The organism is Enterobacter sp. K510 (assembly GCF_055804875.1).
This window is the reverse complement of the sequence record NZ_JBNRLQ010000005.1, coordinates 286,208-302,582: the sequence shown is the minus strand read 5'-3', so window position 1 is coordinate 302,582 and position 16,375 is coordinate 286,208. Positions and strand designations below refer to the sequence as shown.

Annotated in this window: 13 protein-coding genes; 3 read left to right on the top strand and 10 right to left on the bottom strand. The window is 52.8% G+C overall.

From position 1 onward, the window contains the following. Positions 1-11: 11 nt before the first annotated feature. The 3 genes from glgX to asd form a co-directional block, all read right to left on the bottom strand. Complete coding sequence (gene glgX / locus ACQUTD_RS11155; protein ID WP_473275104.1) at positions 12-1,988, bottom strand: glycogen debranching protein GlgX; 1,977 nt, start codon at positions 1,986-1,988, stop codon at positions 12-14. Beyond that, on the bottom strand, positions 1,985-4,171 hold the full coding sequence (gene glgB, locus ACQUTD_RS11150; RefSeq protein WP_318375997.1) for a 1,4-alpha-glucan branching enzyme: 2,187 nt from the start codon (positions 4,169-4,171) through the stop codon (positions 1,985-1,987). Before glgB ends, glgX begins: the two co-directional genes overlap by 4 nt. Positions 4,172-4,410: 239 nt before the next feature. Continuing rightward, the gene (gene asd / locus ACQUTD_RS11145) at positions 4,411-5,517 is read right to left on the bottom strand and encodes an aspartate-semialdehyde dehydrogenase (RefSeq protein WP_072571211.1); all 1,107 of its coding nucleotides are present in this window, start codon (positions 5,515-5,517) and stop codon (positions 4,411-4,413) included. A 176-nt stretch (positions 5,518-5,693) separates the two neighbouring features. Between asd and ACQUTD_RS11140 the strand changes: the two genes are divergently transcribed. Then, the gene (locus ACQUTD_RS11140) at positions 5,694-6,287 is read left to right on the top strand and encodes a YhgN family NAAT transporter (protein ID WP_473275106.1); all 594 of its coding nucleotides are present in this window, start codon (positions 5,694-5,696) and stop codon (positions 6,285-6,287) included. 67 nt (positions 6,288-6,354) lie between these two features. Here ACQUTD_RS11140 and gntK read toward each other — a convergent pair whose 3' ends face one another. From gntK to ACQUTD_RS11105, 7 genes are all read right to left on the bottom strand, one after another. Then, the gene (gene gntK, locus ACQUTD_RS11135; protein WP_072571209.1) at positions 6,355-6,876 is read right to left on the bottom strand and encodes a gluconokinase; all 522 of its coding nucleotides are present in this window, start codon (positions 6,874-6,876) and stop codon (positions 6,355-6,357) included. Positions 6,877-7,013: 137 nt separating this feature from the next. After that, positions 7,014-8,009 carry a gluconate operon transcriptional repressor GntR gene (gntR, locus tag ACQUTD_RS11130; RefSeq protein ID WP_072571208.1) on the bottom strand — a complete coding sequence of 332 codons (996 nt, stop codon included), beginning with the start codon at positions 8,007-8,009 and terminating at the stop codon, positions 7,014-7,016. Between the two features lie 102 nt (positions 8,010-8,111). Further along, positions 8,112-8,807 carry a pirin family protein gene (locus tag ACQUTD_RS11125; protein WP_072571207.1) on the bottom strand — a complete coding sequence of 232 codons (696 nt, stop codon included), beginning with the start codon at positions 8,805-8,807 and terminating at the stop codon, positions 8,112-8,114. Positions 8,808-8,929: 122 nt separating this feature from the next. Next, the gene (locus ACQUTD_RS11120) at positions 8,930-9,967 is read right to left on the bottom strand and encodes an oxidoreductase (RefSeq protein WP_072571206.1); all 1,038 of its coding nucleotides are present in this window, start codon (positions 9,965-9,967) and stop codon (positions 8,930-8,932) included. Between the two features lie 320 nt (positions 9,968-10,287). Continuing rightward, positions 10,288-11,706, bottom strand: a complete 1,419-nt coding sequence (locus ACQUTD_RS11115) for a M24 family metallopeptidase (RefSeq protein ID WP_473275109.1) — start codon at positions 11,704-11,706, stop codon at positions 10,288-10,290. A 38-nt stretch (positions 11,707-11,744) separates the two neighbouring features. Next, on the bottom strand, positions 11,745-13,187 hold the full coding sequence (locus ACQUTD_RS11110; protein ID WP_473275111.1) for a M81 family metallopeptidase: 1,443 nt from the start codon (positions 13,185-13,187) through the stop codon (positions 11,745-11,747). Between the two features lie 70 nt (positions 13,188-13,257). Next, entirely contained in the window at positions 13,258-14,667 is a 1,410-nt protein-coding gene (locus ACQUTD_RS11105) for a PTS transporter subunit EIIC (protein WP_473275113.1), read from the bottom strand. A 309-nt stretch (positions 14,668-14,976) separates the two neighbouring features. On the opposite strand from ACQUTD_RS11105, the gene ACQUTD_RS11100 reads away from it, so the two are divergent. Both ACQUTD_RS11100 and yhhY read left to right on the top strand, forming a co-directional pair. Continuing rightward, the gene (locus tag ACQUTD_RS11100) at positions 14,977-15,759 is read left to right on the top strand and encodes a DeoR family transcriptional regulator (protein ID WP_473275115.1); all 783 of its coding nucleotides are present in this window, start codon (positions 14,977-14,979) and stop codon (positions 15,757-15,759) included. A 77-nt stretch (positions 15,760-15,836) separates the two neighbouring features. Beyond that, positions 15,837-16,325 (top strand): N-acetyltransferase, encoded by a 489-nt coding sequence (gene yhhY / locus ACQUTD_RS11095; RefSeq protein WP_473275117.1) that lies wholly within the window; start codon positions 15,837-15,839, stop codon positions 16,323-16,325. Positions 16,326-16,375 lie beyond the last annotated feature (50 nt).

The following is a 16,375-nucleotide window of genomic DNA, read 5'->3' as shown; positions in this document are numbered from 1 at the left end:
GAACTCCTTTTTTAAGACCGTTTGAAAACGCAAATTCCGTGCGCGGGCCCATGCCAGACAGCCATTACAACCGGATTATCCTCACCGGCAAATGGGGGAACAGCACGCCATTCCCCATCGGGTAAAACGATTTGCGCTACGTCGTCCGTGTTGTTGAGCGTGATTAAATAACGCTCCGACAGCAGGATCTGCATTCGACCCGTGCCTTGCGCCCACTCCTCAGGACGTAATGGCTGAGCGTCTTTGTTCAGCCATTGCACGTTGCCGTCACCCTCTTCCCACCAGGCGTTCAGGGTTAACGCCGGGATCTGCTGACGCAAGGCAATAAGCGCCGCAGTGAAAGTGATCAGCCCGTCATTTGCCTGACGCCAGTCCAGCCACGTCAGCGCGTTATCCTGGCAATACGCATTGTTATTGCCATGCTGGCTGTGCCCCTGTTCATCACCGGCCAGCAGCATAGGCGTTCCCTGAGACAGGAGCAGCGTGGTCAGCAGGGCATGGACACTATCCCGACGCCGTTCAGTCACATGTAGAGAGCCGCCTAATCCTTCTATACCATGGTTATTACTATGGTTATTGTTAGTCCCGTCGCGGTTTTCCTCGCCGTTCGCCTCGTTGTGTTTCTGATTGAAACAAACGCAGTCATGCAGGGTAAAACCGTCATGCGCGGTGATCAGGTTGACCGACGCGCCAGGCGCGCGACCCCGTTGTTTAAACACATCGCTGGATCCGGCAAACCGGCGGGCAAACTCTCCGAGGGAGAGATCTTTTGCCAGCCAGAAACGGCGCGCGGCATCGCGGAAATGATCGTTCCACTCCGCAAACAACGGCGGAAAATTCCCCACCTGATACCCCCCCGCCCCTACGTCCCAGGGCTCTGCAATCAGCTTCACCGCGCTGAGCAGCGGATCGGCTGCAATGGCCTCGAACAGCGGCGCATGGGGCGTATAGCCCGGCGTGCGCCCCATGACCGGGGCCAGATCAAAGCGAAAACCGTCAATATGGAAGGTTTCCACCCAGTAGCGCAGACACTGAACGGCGTACTCCACGGTGGCTGGCAAGTTTAAATTTAGCGTGTTGCCGCAACCCGTCCAGTTTTCGTAATCACCATCTCCCCTTACCCAATAATAGCTACGGTTATCGATTCCGCGCAGGGAGAAGGTCGGACCATCAAGATCAATTTCAGCGCTGTGGTTAAGCACCACGTCAAGGATGACTTCAATGCCAGCCTGATGCAGCGCTTTTACCGTCTCGCAAAACTCCTGCCGCGCACGTTCCGGATCAACGGCATAGCGCGGATCGAGCGCAAACATCGCCAGCGGGTTGTAGCCCCAGTAATTGCTCAGGCCGAGCTGTTGCAGGCGCGGCTCGCTGGCAAACTGCGCGATGGGTAACAGTTCGAGCGCCGTAATGCCGAGGCGTTTGAAGTAAGCGATCATGGCCGGATGGCGCAGCGCTTTGTAGGTACCGCGCTCGGCTTCCGGAATATCCGGATGCAGATACGTCAGCCCTTTTACATGCGCTTCGTAAATCACGCTGTTGCCCCAGGTCGTGCGCGGCGGCGCGTCGTCTTCCCAGTCAAAAACGTCTTTCACCACCACGCTTTTCAGCGCGATGGCGGCGTTGTCATGGGGATCGGGGTGCTCGTAACCGCCGTGGAACAGCGCGTCGTCCACCAGCGTGCCGTCAACGCGACGGGCGCAGGGGTCGATAAGCACTTTTGCCGGATTAAAGCGATGTCCGTGCTCTGGCGCCCAGGGGCCGTGAACACGGTAGCCGTAGCGCAGGCCGGCGCGCGCGCCAGCCAGAAAACCGTGCCAGACATCGCCGCTGCGGGCGGGCAGGTCATAACGTTGCTCATTACCTTCCTGATCAAACACGCACAGCTCCACGCGCTCCGCATGGGCGGAAAACAGCGTGAAGTTGACGCCGCCGTCGACGACATGCGCGCCGAGCGGCTCAGGCTTCCCTGCCGTGAGTATGGTCATTCTCCCTCCCGCACCAGCCAGATAGTGGAGAGTGGAGGTAAGGTCAGGCACAGTGAATGCTCACGGCCATGGCTGCCAATCTGCTCGCTCTGTACCGCGCCGCCGTTCCCGGCATTGCTGCCGTGGTAGTGCATCGAGTCAGTATTGAGGATTTCGCGCCATTTGCCGGGCTGATTGATGCCGAAACGGTAACCCGGACGCGGCACCGGCGTGAAGTTGCTGGCGACGATAATTTCGTTGCCCGCTTTATCGCGGCGTACAAAAACAAATACCGAGCGCTCTCTGTCATCCACCACCAGCCATTCGAAGCCGTAGCCATCAAAATCCAGCTCATGCAGCGCTTTATGATGACGATAGGTGTGGTTGAGATCGCGAACCAGACGCTGCACGCCGTGGTGCCAGTTGTCGCCGCCTTCCAGCAGATGCCAGTCGAGGCTGCTGTCGTGATTCCACTCGCGCCCCTGCGCAAATTCATTGCCCATAAACAGCAGCTTTTTGCCGGGGAAAGCCCACATCCAGCCATAGTAGGCACGCAGGTTGGCGAACTTCTGCCACGCATCTCCCGGCATACGATCCAGAATGGATTTTTTACCGTGCACCACTTCATCGTGCGACAGCGGCAGCACGAAGTTTTCGGTGTAGTTGTACAGCATGCCGAAGGTGAGATTATGGTGATGATGCTGACGGTAGATGGGATCCAGCTTGAAGTAATCCAGCGTGTCGTGCATCCAGCCCAGATTCCACTTGTACCAGAACCCCAGCCCGCCGTTATCCGACGGTCGTGAGACGCCAGGGAAGTCGGTGGACTCTTCCGCCATGCTGACCGCGCCAGGCACCAGTTCGCCCAGTACGCGGTTGGTTTTACGCAGGAATTCGATAGCTTCGAGATTTTCGCGGCCGCCGTATTCGTTAGGGATCCACTCGCCCTCTTTACGGCTGTAGTCACGATAAATCATTGATGCCACGGCATCCACGCGCAGGGCGTCAATGCCGAAGCGCTCAACCCAGTACAGGGCGTTGCCGATCAGGTAGTTGCTGACTTCGCGGCGACCATAGTTATAAATCAGCGTGTTCCAGTCCTGATGATAGCCTTCGCGCGGATCGCTGTGCTCATACAGGTCGGTACCGTCAAATTCGGCCAGTCCAAAATCATCTTCCGGGAAATGGCCCGGCACCCAGTCGAGGATCACGCTTAAGCCTGCGGCGTGCGCGGCATTGATAAAATAGCGGAAGTCATCGCGGGTACCGAAACGGCGGGTCGGCGCGTACAAGCCAGTCGGCTGGTAGCCCCAGCTGCCGTCGAAAGGATGCTCGTTAATCGGCAGCAGTTCCAGATGGGTGAAGCCCATCCATTTGGCGTACGGCACCAGCTGATCCGCCAGATCGCGGTAGCTGAGCCAGAAATTGTTGTCCGTGTGGCGACGCCAGGAACCCAGATGCACTTCATAAATGGAGATAGGCGCATCGAAGTCATTAGCGCGTTTACGCTCTTCGCTCTGCTCCACTTTTTCCGGCAGGCCGCAAATCACCGAGGCGGTTTCCGGGCGCATTTGCGCTTCGAAGGCATAAGGGTCGGCTTTGATGCGCAGATTGCCGTTGGCGTCGATCAGTTCGTATTTATACAGCTGACCGTTGTGCGCGCCGGGGATAAACAGCTCCCAGATGCCGGATTCTTTACGCAGACGCATCGGGTGGCGGCGGCCGTCCCAGTAGTTAAACTGGCCGACAACCGAGACGCGGCGGGCATTCGGCGCCCAGACGGAGAATTTCGTCCCGGTCACGCCATCCATGGTATCGGCGTGCGCGCCGAGGGTTTCGTACGGACGCAGGTGGGTGCCTTCCGACAGCAGCCAGACATCCAGATCCTGGATCAGCGGGCCGAAGCGGTACGGGTCATCAATCAGGTTTTCCTGACCGTGCCAGACGACGGCAAGCTGATAGCGGAAAGGATTTTTGCGACGCTGAATAACGCCGGCGAAAAAGCCGCGTGAATCGAGGCATTCAAGCCTGGCGAGCTTGCGCCCGGTCTTGGTTTCTATTACCCACACTTCGGTGGCGTCAGGGAGCAATGCGCGGACTTCCAGCCCGGCATCGGTGTAATGCATGCCGAGTACGGAAAAGGGATCCGCAAAGTGGCCTGCAATTAGCGCGTTAATCACGTCTCTATCGACAAGACTGGACATGGTTTCTTCATCCTTTTATATGTGTGCCATAGCGTTCAGCCGTGAACTGACCACGGATGGCGGCACTTTTTTGGCCTGAATGGCGTACCGGCAGCTTTCACTTCCGCCGGGACTACGCCCAACTTAAAGCATAGCCAACACTACGTTTATCTCCCGACTTATTTGAAACATTCGCGTTTCCTCCATGTTGTACGCAAAAAAAAGGAGGTGACACCGCACCTCCGCTCTGAATATAAGTCTTACGCCAGCTGGCGCAGCATGCGCCGTAACGGCTCTGCGGCGCCCCACAACAGCTGATCGCCGACGGTAAAGGCAGAGAGATATTCCGGCCCCATGTTGAGCTTACGCAGACGACCAACTGGCGTGGTCAGCGTACCGGTAACCGCCGCCGGGGTCAGTTCACGCATAGTGATGTCGCGGTCGTTAGGCACCACTTTCGCCCACTCATTATGCGCCGCCAGCATCTCTTCAACTGTGGGAATGGACACATCTTTCTTCAGTTTAATGGTGAAAGCCTGGCTGTGGCAGCGCAGCGCGCCGACGCGCACGCACAGACCGTCGACCGGAATCACGGACGAGGTACGCAGAATTTTGTTGGTCTCCGCCTGGCCTTTCCACTCTTCGCGGCTCTGGCCGTTATCGAGCTGTTTGTCGATCCACGGGATCAGACTGCCCGCCAGCGGCACGCCGAAGTTGTCCACCGCCAGCTCGCCGCTGCGGCTGAGCGCCGTCACTTTGCGTTCGATATCGAGAATGGCCGACGCCGGGTTAGCCAGCTCGTCAGAGACGTGGTGATGCAGCTGGCCCATTTGCGTTAACAGTTCACGCATATGGCGCGCGCCGCCGCCGGAAGCCGCCTGGTAAGTTGCCACCGAAACCCACTCCACCAGATCCTGGGCGAACAGGCCGCCCAGGGACATCAGCATCAGGCTGACGGTGCAGTTGCCGCCGACGAAGGTTTTTACGCCCTCGTTCAGGCCGCGGGTGATCACGTCCTGGTTGACCGGATCCAGAATGATGATGGCATCGTCTTTCATACGCAGCGACGAGGCGGCATCGATCCAGTAACCCTGCCAGCCGCTTTCACGAAGCTTTGGATAGATTTCGTTGGTATAATCGCCGCCCTGGCAGGTGACAATGATGTCGAGTGCCTTCAACGCCTCCAGATCATACGCATCCTGGAGTGTGCCGGCCGGTGTGCTACCGAATGTCGGCGCGGCCTGACCCAGCTGGGACGTTGAAAAGAAAACCGGGCGAATGGCGTCGAAATCGCGCTCTTCTACCATGCGTTGCATGAGTACGGAGCCGACCATTCCGCGCCAGCCGATAAAACCAACATTTTTCATAGCGTATTTTTCCTGCGAAGGTGTGTGCTGTGTGTGCGAACCAGTTTCCGACTGGCGTCCCTTCACCTTACAAAATGCAGCTAAAGTCGCAAGTGAAATTAATCAATGATAGCGACGTCGTCAGAAATAGAGCTTATAGGCAAAAAATCTGGGGCGAGTATTAGGGAAAGTATTAAATGAACGAAATCATCTCCGCCGCGGTGCTGTTGATCCTGATTATGGATCCACTCGGCAACCTGCCTATTTTTATGTCGGTGCTCAAGCACACGGAGCCGAAGCGCCGCCGGGCCATTATGATCCGCGAGCTGCTGATCGCCCTGCTTTTGATGCTGATTTTTCTGTTTGCCGGCGAGAAGATCCTGTCATTCCTGAATCTGCGTGCTGAAACCGTGTCGATGTCGGGCGGCATCATTCTGTTTTTAATCGCCATTAAGATGATTTTTCCCAGCCCGACCGGCGGCAGCCACGGGCTGCCTGCGGGCGAAGAGCCGTTTATCGTGCCGCTCGCCATCCCGCTGGTGGCAGGCCCGACGCTGCTCGCCACGCTGATGCTGTTATCGCATCAGTATCCGAATCAGATGGGGCATCTGGTCATCGCCCTGCTGCTGGCCTGGGGCGGCACCGTGGCGATTCTGTTGCAGTCGTCATTATTCCTGCGTCTGCTGGGGGATAAAGGCGTGAACGCGCTGGAGCGCCTGATGGGGCTCGTCCTGGTGATGCTCGCCACCCAGATGTTCCTGGACGGCATCCGCGCGTGGATGAAAAGCTAATAAAAAAGCCGGGCAGGCTTGTGCCCTTCCCGGCGTCTTACGATGTTACCTGTTTCACTTCCCGGCGTTACTGCTTAATCACCGCAATGGTGCTGGCGACCACGCCGTCCAGCGGCTGATCGATATCCACCACCAGCACGTCCTGCTCGTCGCTGCCCGGCTCTTCAAGGGCATCAAACTGCGTCACCAGCATCTGGGTTTTAAAGAAGTGGCCTTTACGCGCCTTCAGGCGGGTTTCGATCACGTCAAATTCGCCCTTCAGGTAAATAAAAGAAAGATTCGGGTTACCGTCACGCAGCAGATCGCGATAGCGCTTTTTCAGCGCCGAGCAGACGATCAGCGACACTTTATTAGTGCGCTGCATGGCAAAAGCGGCGTCGTTAAGCGCCTGTAGCCACGGCTTGCGGTCGTCGTCATTCAGCGGATCGCCGGCAGCCATTTTCATGATGTTGCTGCGCGGATGCAGGAAATCGCCATCGAGGAAGGCGGCCTGGATCTGGTGCGCCACTTCGCTGGCGACGGCGGATTTACCGCTGCCCGATACGCCCATCAGGACATAGACATGGTGATCAAGATTTGTCGTACTCAAGGCGTTGCTCCCACTCGTGCTGAGGTCAATTGTTACGGGTAACAGTTATCGGTAACATTTTCATGCCGGGGATGCGGAGAAGCAATATCCATTCGCGCCAGAAGTGAATAAATGTGAGCCACTTCAAATTTGTCAGACTAAATGGAACCGCCCGGCGACAGGGTAAAACCCAAATCTAACATTTTCGGCGTCACGGTTTCGCCACGAATACGCGCCAGCAGGCGCTCAGCCCCGATGCGGCCCATACGTTCGCGCGGCGTCAGGACGCTGGCCAGACGCGGCTCCATTACCTGCCCGATGTCGTGGCCGTGAAAACCCGCAATCGCCATGTCGCCGGGAATGGTTAACCCCAGACGCTGACATTCAAAGGCGGCGCCGACGGCCAGATCGTCATTGGTACAAAAAATGCCGTCGAGCTGCGGATATTCACGACGCGCCTGGCGCATCAGTTCAATCCCGGCGGTGTAAGATGAGGATTGCTCCACCATCACGCTGTAAGGCGTCAGACCGGCTTCACGCATGGCCTGTTCATACCCCCGCTGTTTGATGATAGTACGTTCATCCAGACGTGCACCCAGATAGGCGACGTGGCGATGCCCGCGGCTGATGATTTCCGCCGTCATCTGGCGCGCCGCTTCCAGGTTATCAAAACCGACGGCAATATCCAGGCACGGAGATTTGCTGTCCATCAGCTCCACCACCGGGATGCCCGCCACTTCGATCATTTTCAGCGTACGCGGCGTGTGGCTGCGCTCGGTGAGGATCAGCCCGTCGATATTCCAGGAAAACATCGATTCCAGCCGCTCTTCTTCCAGCTCCGGTTTATAGCCGTAGTGCGCCAGCATGGTCTGATAGCCGTTCGCATCGGTGACGCTTTCGATACCGCGCAGCACTTCGGCAAAAACCTGGTTGGTCAAAGAAGGCAGCAGCACGCCAATGGCGCGGCTGGTGGCATTGGAGAGAATATCAGGGGCGCGATTGGGAATGTAACCCAGTTCATCAAGCGCAGCAGCGATTTTGCCGCGTAACGCGACGGAGACTTGCTCCGGGTTACGCAGGAACCGGCTGACGGTCATTTTGGTCACGCCAACGCGATCTGCAACGTCCTGAAGTACGGGTCTTTTCTTTTTCATCGTGCCTGTGTGATAAACGGGAAAACATTGCTCCAGTTTATCACGGACAGCAGACAACCTCCCCGCAGATACGGGGAGGTTGTGTTATTTATTTAAGCGGGATCAAACAGGCGGCAGGTCAAACAGCAGAATTTCGCTGTCGCTGTCGGCATGGATGGAGAGCGCCTGCTCATCCCAGATTGCCAGACCATCCGCCGTGGTGGCTTTGGTGCCGTTGATGGACACTTCACCTTTCACCACCTGGATCCAGATGCGCCGTTCTGCAGCCACCTGGTAAACCGACTGCTCATCTTTCAGCAGCGCCCAGCGGGACAGTTCCATATCCTGATTCACCTTCAGGGAACCGTCACGGGCATCCGGCGACAGCACCAGCTGGCGGCCCTGGGCGGCGTCAAAGCGGCGCTGTTCGTAGCGCGGCGTGATGCCGGTTTTTTCCGGAATGATCCAGATTTGATACAGGTGCAGCTTGTCGGTGGCGCTCGGGTTGTATTCCGAGTGACGCACGCCGGTACCGGCGCTCATGATCTGGAATTCACCAGCCGGAACCTGCTCTTTATTCCCCATGCTGTCCTGGTGCTCAACCGCCCCTTCCAGCACGTAGGTCAAAATTTCCATGTCTTTGTGCGGGTGCGTTCCGAAGCCCTGGCCTGCGTCGATCACGTCATCGTTAATGACGCGCAGCGCAGAGAATCCCATAAAGTTCGGATCGTAATAATCGGCGAAAGAGAAAGTGTGCCAGGAGTCCAGCCAGCCATGATTTGCATGACCACGTTCGTTTGCTTTGCGTAAGAAAATCATTTTTTTCACCCCGTCTGTTTTCGATGGAGTAAGTGTGGACGTAATCGATTCGGGATGATAGTGGGTGAAAATTGACTCCTCTGTTCAAAAAAAATGAACAAGTTCAGAGGAGCCTTTTAAGTTTATTTAGCGAGGGTTACGGTAGAGGGCGACGCCTGTTCAAAGCCGCGTTCCAGGATCTCAAGATTGGTCATTACTTCAGATTCCTTGACGTAATTCGGCTGCCCCTCTGTGATAGTGGCGTAGAGCGCATCATAGACCCGGCCATAGTCGCCGGTTTCCGCAGGCCACTCTTCACGCACGGTTTCACCAGCGTCATTAACGTACTCCAGCGTGGCGATGCTGTCGTCGGCGGCAAAGCCCGCCTCGCCCGGCATGATATTGGCCTTCAGACTGGTTTCCTGCTGATCGATACCGTATTTAACAAACGAGCCTTTGGTGCCGTGGACGATAAATTTCGGGTAGTCGATTTTCACATAGTGGCTGGTTTTGACGATGGCTTTCAGGTCGCCGTAAAACAGCTGCGCTTCGTAGGTATCATCCGGGTTGGCTTTGTTCCGCAGGCTACGGATGTCATAGGAGACGTGATCCGGGCGGCCAAACAGCGAGATAATCTGATCCATGGTGTGCACGCCAAGCCCGTAAAACATGCCATCCTGCGGCAGGCCGGGTTTGGTTTCCGCCACCGGGCGGAAGTAATCGAAATGGCTTTCGATTTCGACAATATCCCCCAGTTTGCCGCTCTCGATGGCTTTTTTCGCCGTCAGGAAGCAGGAGTCAAAGCGACGGTTCTGGTACGGCGTAACGGTCAGCCCTTTGCTTCTCGCCAGTTCAAATAAGGTTTTTGCTTCAGCCAGCGTCGGCGTGAATGGCTTCTCTACCAGTACGTTTTTACCGGCTTCCAGCGCGCGTTTCGCGTACTCAAAATGGCTGTCGGCATGGGTACAGACCACCACCAGTTTTACCTGCGGATCCCCTAATACCTCGTCCAGATCGCTGGTGAAATGGATATGCTGATACTGCGGCTGCTGCTCTTCCGGTTTCGCATGGCGGCGGAAAATATGCGCCACATGCCAGGTATCTTTGCGGTTGAGAACATACGGAAGGTGATAACGCGTGGTGCTTTTGCCAAATCCAATAAATGCGCAATGCAGGGTCATGGTATCGTCCTTTTTAAGGTTACTTTCATAACCATAGCGCATACCGATAAAGATTTTAAACGGCGTGGCTCACGGACTTAGCCGTCGGCGTCGCAGTCAGTTTGCTTACGGCAAGCGCGCAGGGTCCGGAGCGTACTCTGTGTACGTGAGGAACCCGAGCACTTCCCGGGAGCAAAATGACAAGTAAGCCAGGCTAAAAAATGGCAAAAAAAAAGCCAGCACGCGGCTGGCTAAGATAATACTGGAAGCAATGTGAGCAATGTCGTGCTTTCAGGTTTACCGTAGCGGTCCCCCTGAACGCATGGCAATAATAATCATTATCATTCGCACTTGTCTACCCCTTTTTGCAAAAAATGGCAGACAAAGGCGGTGTCATGGTCCAGCAACCAGGGGCGCAAATAAGCAACTGTACTGCACATCGGTAAGATGTCCGCGGACAGGTTGATGCCCAGTGTTTCGATAAGATAATGCCTGCGCCGTTGCATCCGCTGCCATAGCTGCGGGTACTGAAACTCAATTTCCCGTTGCAACTGTTTGTCTGCCAGCAGTACCGTGCTTTCAGCAGAAACGCCGCCAAGGTTGGGGATGGAAGGAATGATGTCAATTTGCAGGATCATTCCGCTCTGCAATGTTTGCTGAGAGCCTTCGTAAATGGGAGAAGACATCCACTCTTCTTCAGCGGTCAGGTGCCCCGGACAAAGCGACCAGTGATATTTTGCGCGTGGCAATATCGCGTCGATACGATCAAACAATTCCCCGCCGCGCATACCTACGGTGATCGCTTCCAGCCAGTGAACATAGGCCGCAAAATAGGGTCGGGCGATCGCGTCCAGATAATTTTCCGCCCCGGTTGATAAGAGATTAGAACCGTTTACGGCATATCCGGCGCGACTGGAAGCGCCGCCGCGATAGCCTACGGTCAATGAAATCGTATCGCCATATTTCACTGTGTTCTCGCCAGGATACAGGTTACCTTTTATAAAGCGCGGCCCGCTGGCAGCGATGGTGACAATGTTGGTATGCTGACCTGAACGCACCAGACGATCGCCTAATTCCTGCTCGGTAACGCCAGGAGCCAGCGCGTTCATCGCATCCAGAATACAATCGGAGGCTAACGCCGCACCATATTCATAGTGCGCGATTTCGTTAGCATTGTTTACCGTTCTGACACCGTTTTCGCCGATAAATAAATCGGTTTCATTAGTCAAACAGGCTTCATTGCCGACGATGTTGCGAATGGTATCGACGATAAAAGAAGGCATATCATAAATCTTTTTATCGATCGCTGAACCTTCGGTAAACATCTTCCAGCCAACTAAACCGGTGCGCGCATTCTCACGAATACCGGCTTCAATAAGTAATTCTTTAATCGATTTATCGTTTCTGTTGGGTTGATTAGGCAGTGAAAAATGAGATAAATGCACTGCCCTGGCCTTGACGCGCGCCTTGCTGACTTTATTAAGATTTTCATTGCCGAGCACCAGAGTTATTTTACCGTCCGCGTTAATAACCATCAGCGCTTCTTCAAAGCGGGTAAAAAAACCGGTGAGGTATTCGAAATTCCCGCAATGTTCCACGTCACCATAGATCACCAACTGCTCAAGGCCACGTTGCTTCATCATGGTCAGTATTTTGTTTTTTCTGTGCCGGATGGTTTCATCCGTGAGTGCCACAGGCGTGCCTGCGCAATCTTTCTCGGGTGGCCGGATTTTTTTAAGCCTTATGTCATATTTTTTCATCTTAACCTCTTTTACCAATCACCGTACAAAGCAATATGTCAAATATCATCGATCGGAAACATGGGGCGCATAATTCTTTTGAAAGGGATGGCGCGTGTATTCTGAGGCGTCGCGCCGGGGGTAAGGGACATCACACATAATTTCCCTTTTTCTTTAAGCTCGGGAAAAATATAGCCTTGCTTAACGACAATGATGTCATATTCATCCCAGTCCAGCCCTGCGCCAGTAAACTGATGTTGCTCAGCCATCGTTTGTCGGGTGCTGGCTACTACAATATCAACAGGTCGTCCTTTTACTGAGACGGTAACGCTGTATCCATAGCAGGCCTCATGAGGATGAAGCATATAACCGCGTAGCTCGCCACGGGCCTTAACCGTAACGTCAAGACCAACGCTTTTGGACATCTCATCATAATCGACGCCAAGGTTAATATGCGCTTCTTCACCTATTCCCAGCTGACTAAGTTGCTGATAAGTTTGCGGATCGCAAATGTTGGCAAACAATACTTTTTTAGTCAGATCGCCGACCTCTAAAAACTGGCGCAGAATATAAGTATTCCATCCGGTAGCACCCGATGTGGTGTTATCGCCGGAGTCCGTAATAAATATCGGTTTACCATTGAACTCCAGAGCCATTTTTAAAGCGTCATCAGGCTGCGCGGTTAATCCGGTATAATGAAATTCATGCCGTTTATTCCATACATAATCTGCCAGTCGATCGGCTATCTCTTCAGCATACGATTGATCGCCTGCCGTAGCGGGTACCACAACGATCCCACACCCGGCGACATCCGTATCATGGCGTATATAGCCTGGATGCCAGCTGACGCTCATGATCCGTGGATCATTTTCCAGCTCGTTCATATATTGATTGATACTTTTTACAGGTTCGTCGGATGAGACGCTTTGTTCGCCGCCCAGAATCAGTGGCAGTTTACGATAGACAGAGTGAATATTCTGACGCTCTCTGAGAAGATTACAGAGCATTGACGCCACCTGTTTAGCGGTATCAAGGCTATCTGTATGGGGTGACTCTCTGTAGCTGCGGATCAGGGTGGTGGCATTCACATAATCCGCACATAAATTACCATGGGGATCGCATACCACGGCAACAGGCATATAATCGCCAACAATTTCACGGATTTTCTTCAGGATATGATGATCGCCTGAGCCAAGGCCTTCTACCTGACTGGCACCATGTAACATCAGATAAATACCGTCAATTTCATGCAGGTGGCTGCGCGTCGCGTCCAGGAAACAATGTTCAATGTAGTCGAATGCTTCTTTGGTTATAACGCCCGACGAGCCTGCATCAGCATAGACTGCCGGAATTAGTTCAATACCCGCTTCAGCGAAAACAGTTCCCACATGCATTCTTTCAATACATTCATCGCCGAATGATAAAAGAAAATCGCTGATTTTATTTTTAAGTGGAATGTTTGCATTTGACTCCGTCATGAAATGGCCAACGAGTACTTTCATGTTTATAGTCCTTATTTATCCGGATATAAGAAATCACTTTCACCTGTTGAAAACGCGTGGTGCATCGCACTTATTCAGATACAGTCCGGTGGCTAAGCAAATTTTTATTATCCAATGATAAAATGATTCTGGTGGCAAAAAACGACACCAGTATCGCCACGACAGCAACAATCGCGGCAATTATTACGTAATGCAGGCTTCCACTTTTATCAACAAAGAATAAAAACGTTAATAGACCAGGACATCCACCTTCGACGAAAGAGCGAAGCCCCATAATTCCGGCAATAATCCCACCACTCACCGCTCCCATGGCGGTACCAATAAGTACTTTGGGTCGCATCAGCAAGCTGCCATAAAATGCAGGTTCGGTGACACCACACAGCGCCGTTACGGCAAAGGAGGCGATCATACCTTTCTGGGCTTTATTGTTTTTAATACTGCTGGCAACCCCCAGAGCGGTCGCGCCGATACAAATATTCGAGATAAACCCCATAGTCCCGGTAACCGAGTTGAAGCCAACGGTTGCGATTAGGTGAACAGAAATGGGAGAGATAGCTTTATCGATGCCGAGCATCACCATATACGGATAAACCGCAGCCAGAATAGGTTGCGAAAGGAAACCCACGGCATCGCCTAACCAGATACAGAAATCACCTATCGCACCGCTTAAGTAAGTCCCCAGAGGCCCCAGTATGATTAGCTGTACTGGTACTACGATAAACATTGTCAGCAGGGGTTTTACAAAGTAGATAACGGCTTCGGGAATGATTTTCTTCAGCACTTTATCAACATAGTACATGAAGAAAACACCGAGAATAATCGGCAAAATGGCTGAACCGTAATCAATCTGCGGGATCGGTATCCCAAGAAAATTCAGGCCAGCGACATCATTTATTCTTTCCGTCAGCAATACCGCCCCTAAAAATGCGCCCATAATAGGCTGCATTTTCAATTGCGATGCGAGAGTATAACCAATATAAACAGGCAGAAAGGTAAAGCCAGCCTGAAATATCGCCAGTAATACGTTTGCCGTTCCGCTATTGATATCCATACCAAAATAGTTCATTAGCAGATTACGTATCGCAAGGATCATACCGCCGACAATCATTGCTGGTACCACAGGCATAAAAATGGGCGAAACAAAGTTTCCGAACTTATTCAGATACCAGGCGGCATTACGTGGGCCATCTTCCTCTACGTCATTACTGCCCCGCTCGGCTGCACTCTCCTTCCACCCAGAAACCGCAACAAAATCATGCCAGGCATCATTCACATTTGGCCCGATGATAATCTGGATTTGCTTATCTTTAATGATGACGCCTGCGCAATCCGGTAGGTTTTTTATTGCGTCAGAATTTACATGACTTCTTTTTATAATATCTATGCGAAGTCTGGTCGCACAATGTGTTACATGACTAATATTTTCATTTCCACCAAGATGCCCTACGGCAAGTCTGGACATTTCCGTATATTTCCCCATAACACTCCCTCCTTGCGAGAGTTATAAGATTGGATAATAAAAGCTTCATCAGGGTCTGCACTTTGTTACAAGGCAACACAATAAACATAAAATGTTGATTTATGTTATACTTTGCTCACTAAGTGAGCAGCAGATCACGCAAACTTATCAAAATAACACCCAACTGTGCTCTGCCTCACAGATGAGCAGAAGAAATAAGGAGCCTGAGGGGTTTATGCTTGCCGGATGTCTATAAACAAGTGTAATTTCTTGTTTTATCAGTATTTAATGAGCATTAGCGCGCTGATAATACCTTTGAGAGAAAGTTTGATGAAACAAACCAAACGGCAAATCTATATTCTTGAAAGCATTAAGGTTAATGGCGAGGTGAACACGCAGGATTTGGCCCGCAAGCTGAATGTTTCGACGATGACTATCAATCGGGATTTTAAAGCGCTGGCTGGTACCGGTGCAATACAGTTGATTTACGGCGGTGCTATCTCCTGTGAGAGAAACACCTCTGAATACCCGATGAGCCTTAAAGAAGAAGCAAATCCTGACGGTAAAAAATGCATTGCCACCTGGTGTAAACAACTGGTGAAGCCAGGAAGCTCAGTATTTATCGAAACGGGAACCACGACCCTCGCCGTGGCAAAGGAAATTTTCCGTACCGAAAACTGTACTTTTTATACCAATTCGCTGCTTGCAATGAATGCGCTTTCTAAATACGAATCGATAGCCCTGCATGTCATCCCCGGGAAATATCGCAGTTTATCTCAAGGTTTTTTAGGTTTACAGGCGGTTGATTATATTAAACAATTTAATTTTGACATTGCATTCATCGGCACCGAGGGCATTGATCTGAATGCCGGGATTACCCTGCCAAATGAAGAAGATGCTTATACAAAAAAAGCGATAATGCGTCAGGCACAGCAGGTTATCGTCGTTGCCGACCAGACAAAATTTGGTTTAACGCATTTGCATAAAGCCTCTGATTTGAATGACGTTGATTTGATTGTTACCGATCTCGATGAAAATGCGCCGCTCTTTCGCGCCATCAACAACATTACCCGAATTATTTCGACTTCAGGTTTGAGCAACTCCCCCTCTTAGTTACAAAAATGGCAGTTGACGCATATCGCAGAGTACCTGATGTTAAAGGGGATAATTCACCCACAGGAGAAAAAGGAATGAGCGATATTGTGATCCGCCACGTACAACCGGACGACGCCGAAGCATTACGCCAGTTGAATGCCCAGCCGGAGGTGTATCACGACACGCTACAAATTCCGCATCCTTCTATGGAAATGTGGCAGGAGCGACTAAAACCACAGCCGGGTCGTCGCCATCTGGTGGCCTGTATTGACGGTATTGTTACAGGCCATCTGGCGCTGAGCGTCGAGCAGAACCCGCGCCGCAGTCACGTGGCGACCTTTGGCATCAGCGTATCGCCCGATTTCCGCAACCGCGGCGTCGGCAGCGCGTTATTGCGTGAGATGGTCAACCTGTGCGACAACTGGCTGCGCATTGAACGTATCGAATTAACGGTCTTTGTCGATAATGCGCCCGCGCTGGCGCTGTATCGTAAATACGGATTTGAAACCGAAGGTACCGGCAGAAAATACGCGCTGCGCAATGGCGAATATGTCGATGCGCTGTTTATGGCGCGAATGAAATAGCGCCCCTCACCCTACCCCTCTCCCCAGGGGAGAGGGCATAAACCGATGCC

Excerpts from the sequence above, each read along its gene's own strand:
- ACQUTD_RS11105 (WP_473275113.1), bottom strand. The coding sequence starts at position 14,667 with ATGGGGAAATATACGGAAATGTCCAGACTTGCCGTAGGGCATCTTGGT.
- glgX (WP_473275104.1), bottom strand. The coding sequence starts at position 1,988 with ATGACCATACTCACGGCAGGGAAGCCTGAGCCGCTCGGCGCGCATGTC.
- ACQUTD_RS11140 (WP_473275106.1), top strand. The coding sequence starts at position 5,694 with ATGAACGAAATCATCTCCGCCGCGGTGCTGTTGATCCTGATTATGGAT.
- gntR (WP_072571208.1), bottom strand. The coding sequence starts at position 8,009 with ATGAAAAAGAAAAGACCCGTACTTCAGGACGTTGCAGATCGCGTTGGC.
- asd (WP_072571211.1), bottom strand. The coding sequence starts at position 5,517 with ATGAAAAATGTTGGTTTTATCGGCTGGCGCGGAATGGTCGGCTCCGTA.
- yhhY (WP_473275117.1), top strand. The coding sequence starts at position 15,837 with ATGAGCGATATTGTGATCCGCCACGTACAACCGGACGACGCCGAAGCA.
- ACQUTD_RS11125 (WP_072571207.1), bottom strand. The coding sequence starts at position 8,807 with ATGATTTTCTTACGCAAAGCAAACGAACGTGGTCATGCAAATCATGGC.
- glgB (WP_318375997.1), bottom strand. The coding sequence starts at position 4,171 with ATGTCCAGTCTTGTCGATAGAGACGTGATTAACGCGCTAATTGCAGGC.
- ACQUTD_RS11120 (WP_072571206.1), bottom strand. The coding sequence starts at position 9,967 with ATGACCCTGCATTGCGCATTTATTGGATTTGGCAAAAGCACCACGCGT.
- ACQUTD_RS11110 (WP_473275111.1), bottom strand. The coding sequence starts at position 13,187 with ATGAAAGTACTCGTTGGCCATTTCATGACGGAGTCAAATGCAAACATT.
- ACQUTD_RS11115 (WP_473275109.1), bottom strand. The coding sequence starts at position 11,706 with ATGAAAAAATATGACATAAGGCTTAAAAAAATCCGGCCACCCGAGAAA.
- ACQUTD_RS11100 (WP_473275115.1), top strand. The coding sequence starts at position 14,977 with ATGAAACAAACCAAACGGCAAATCTATATTCTTGAAAGCATTAAGGTT.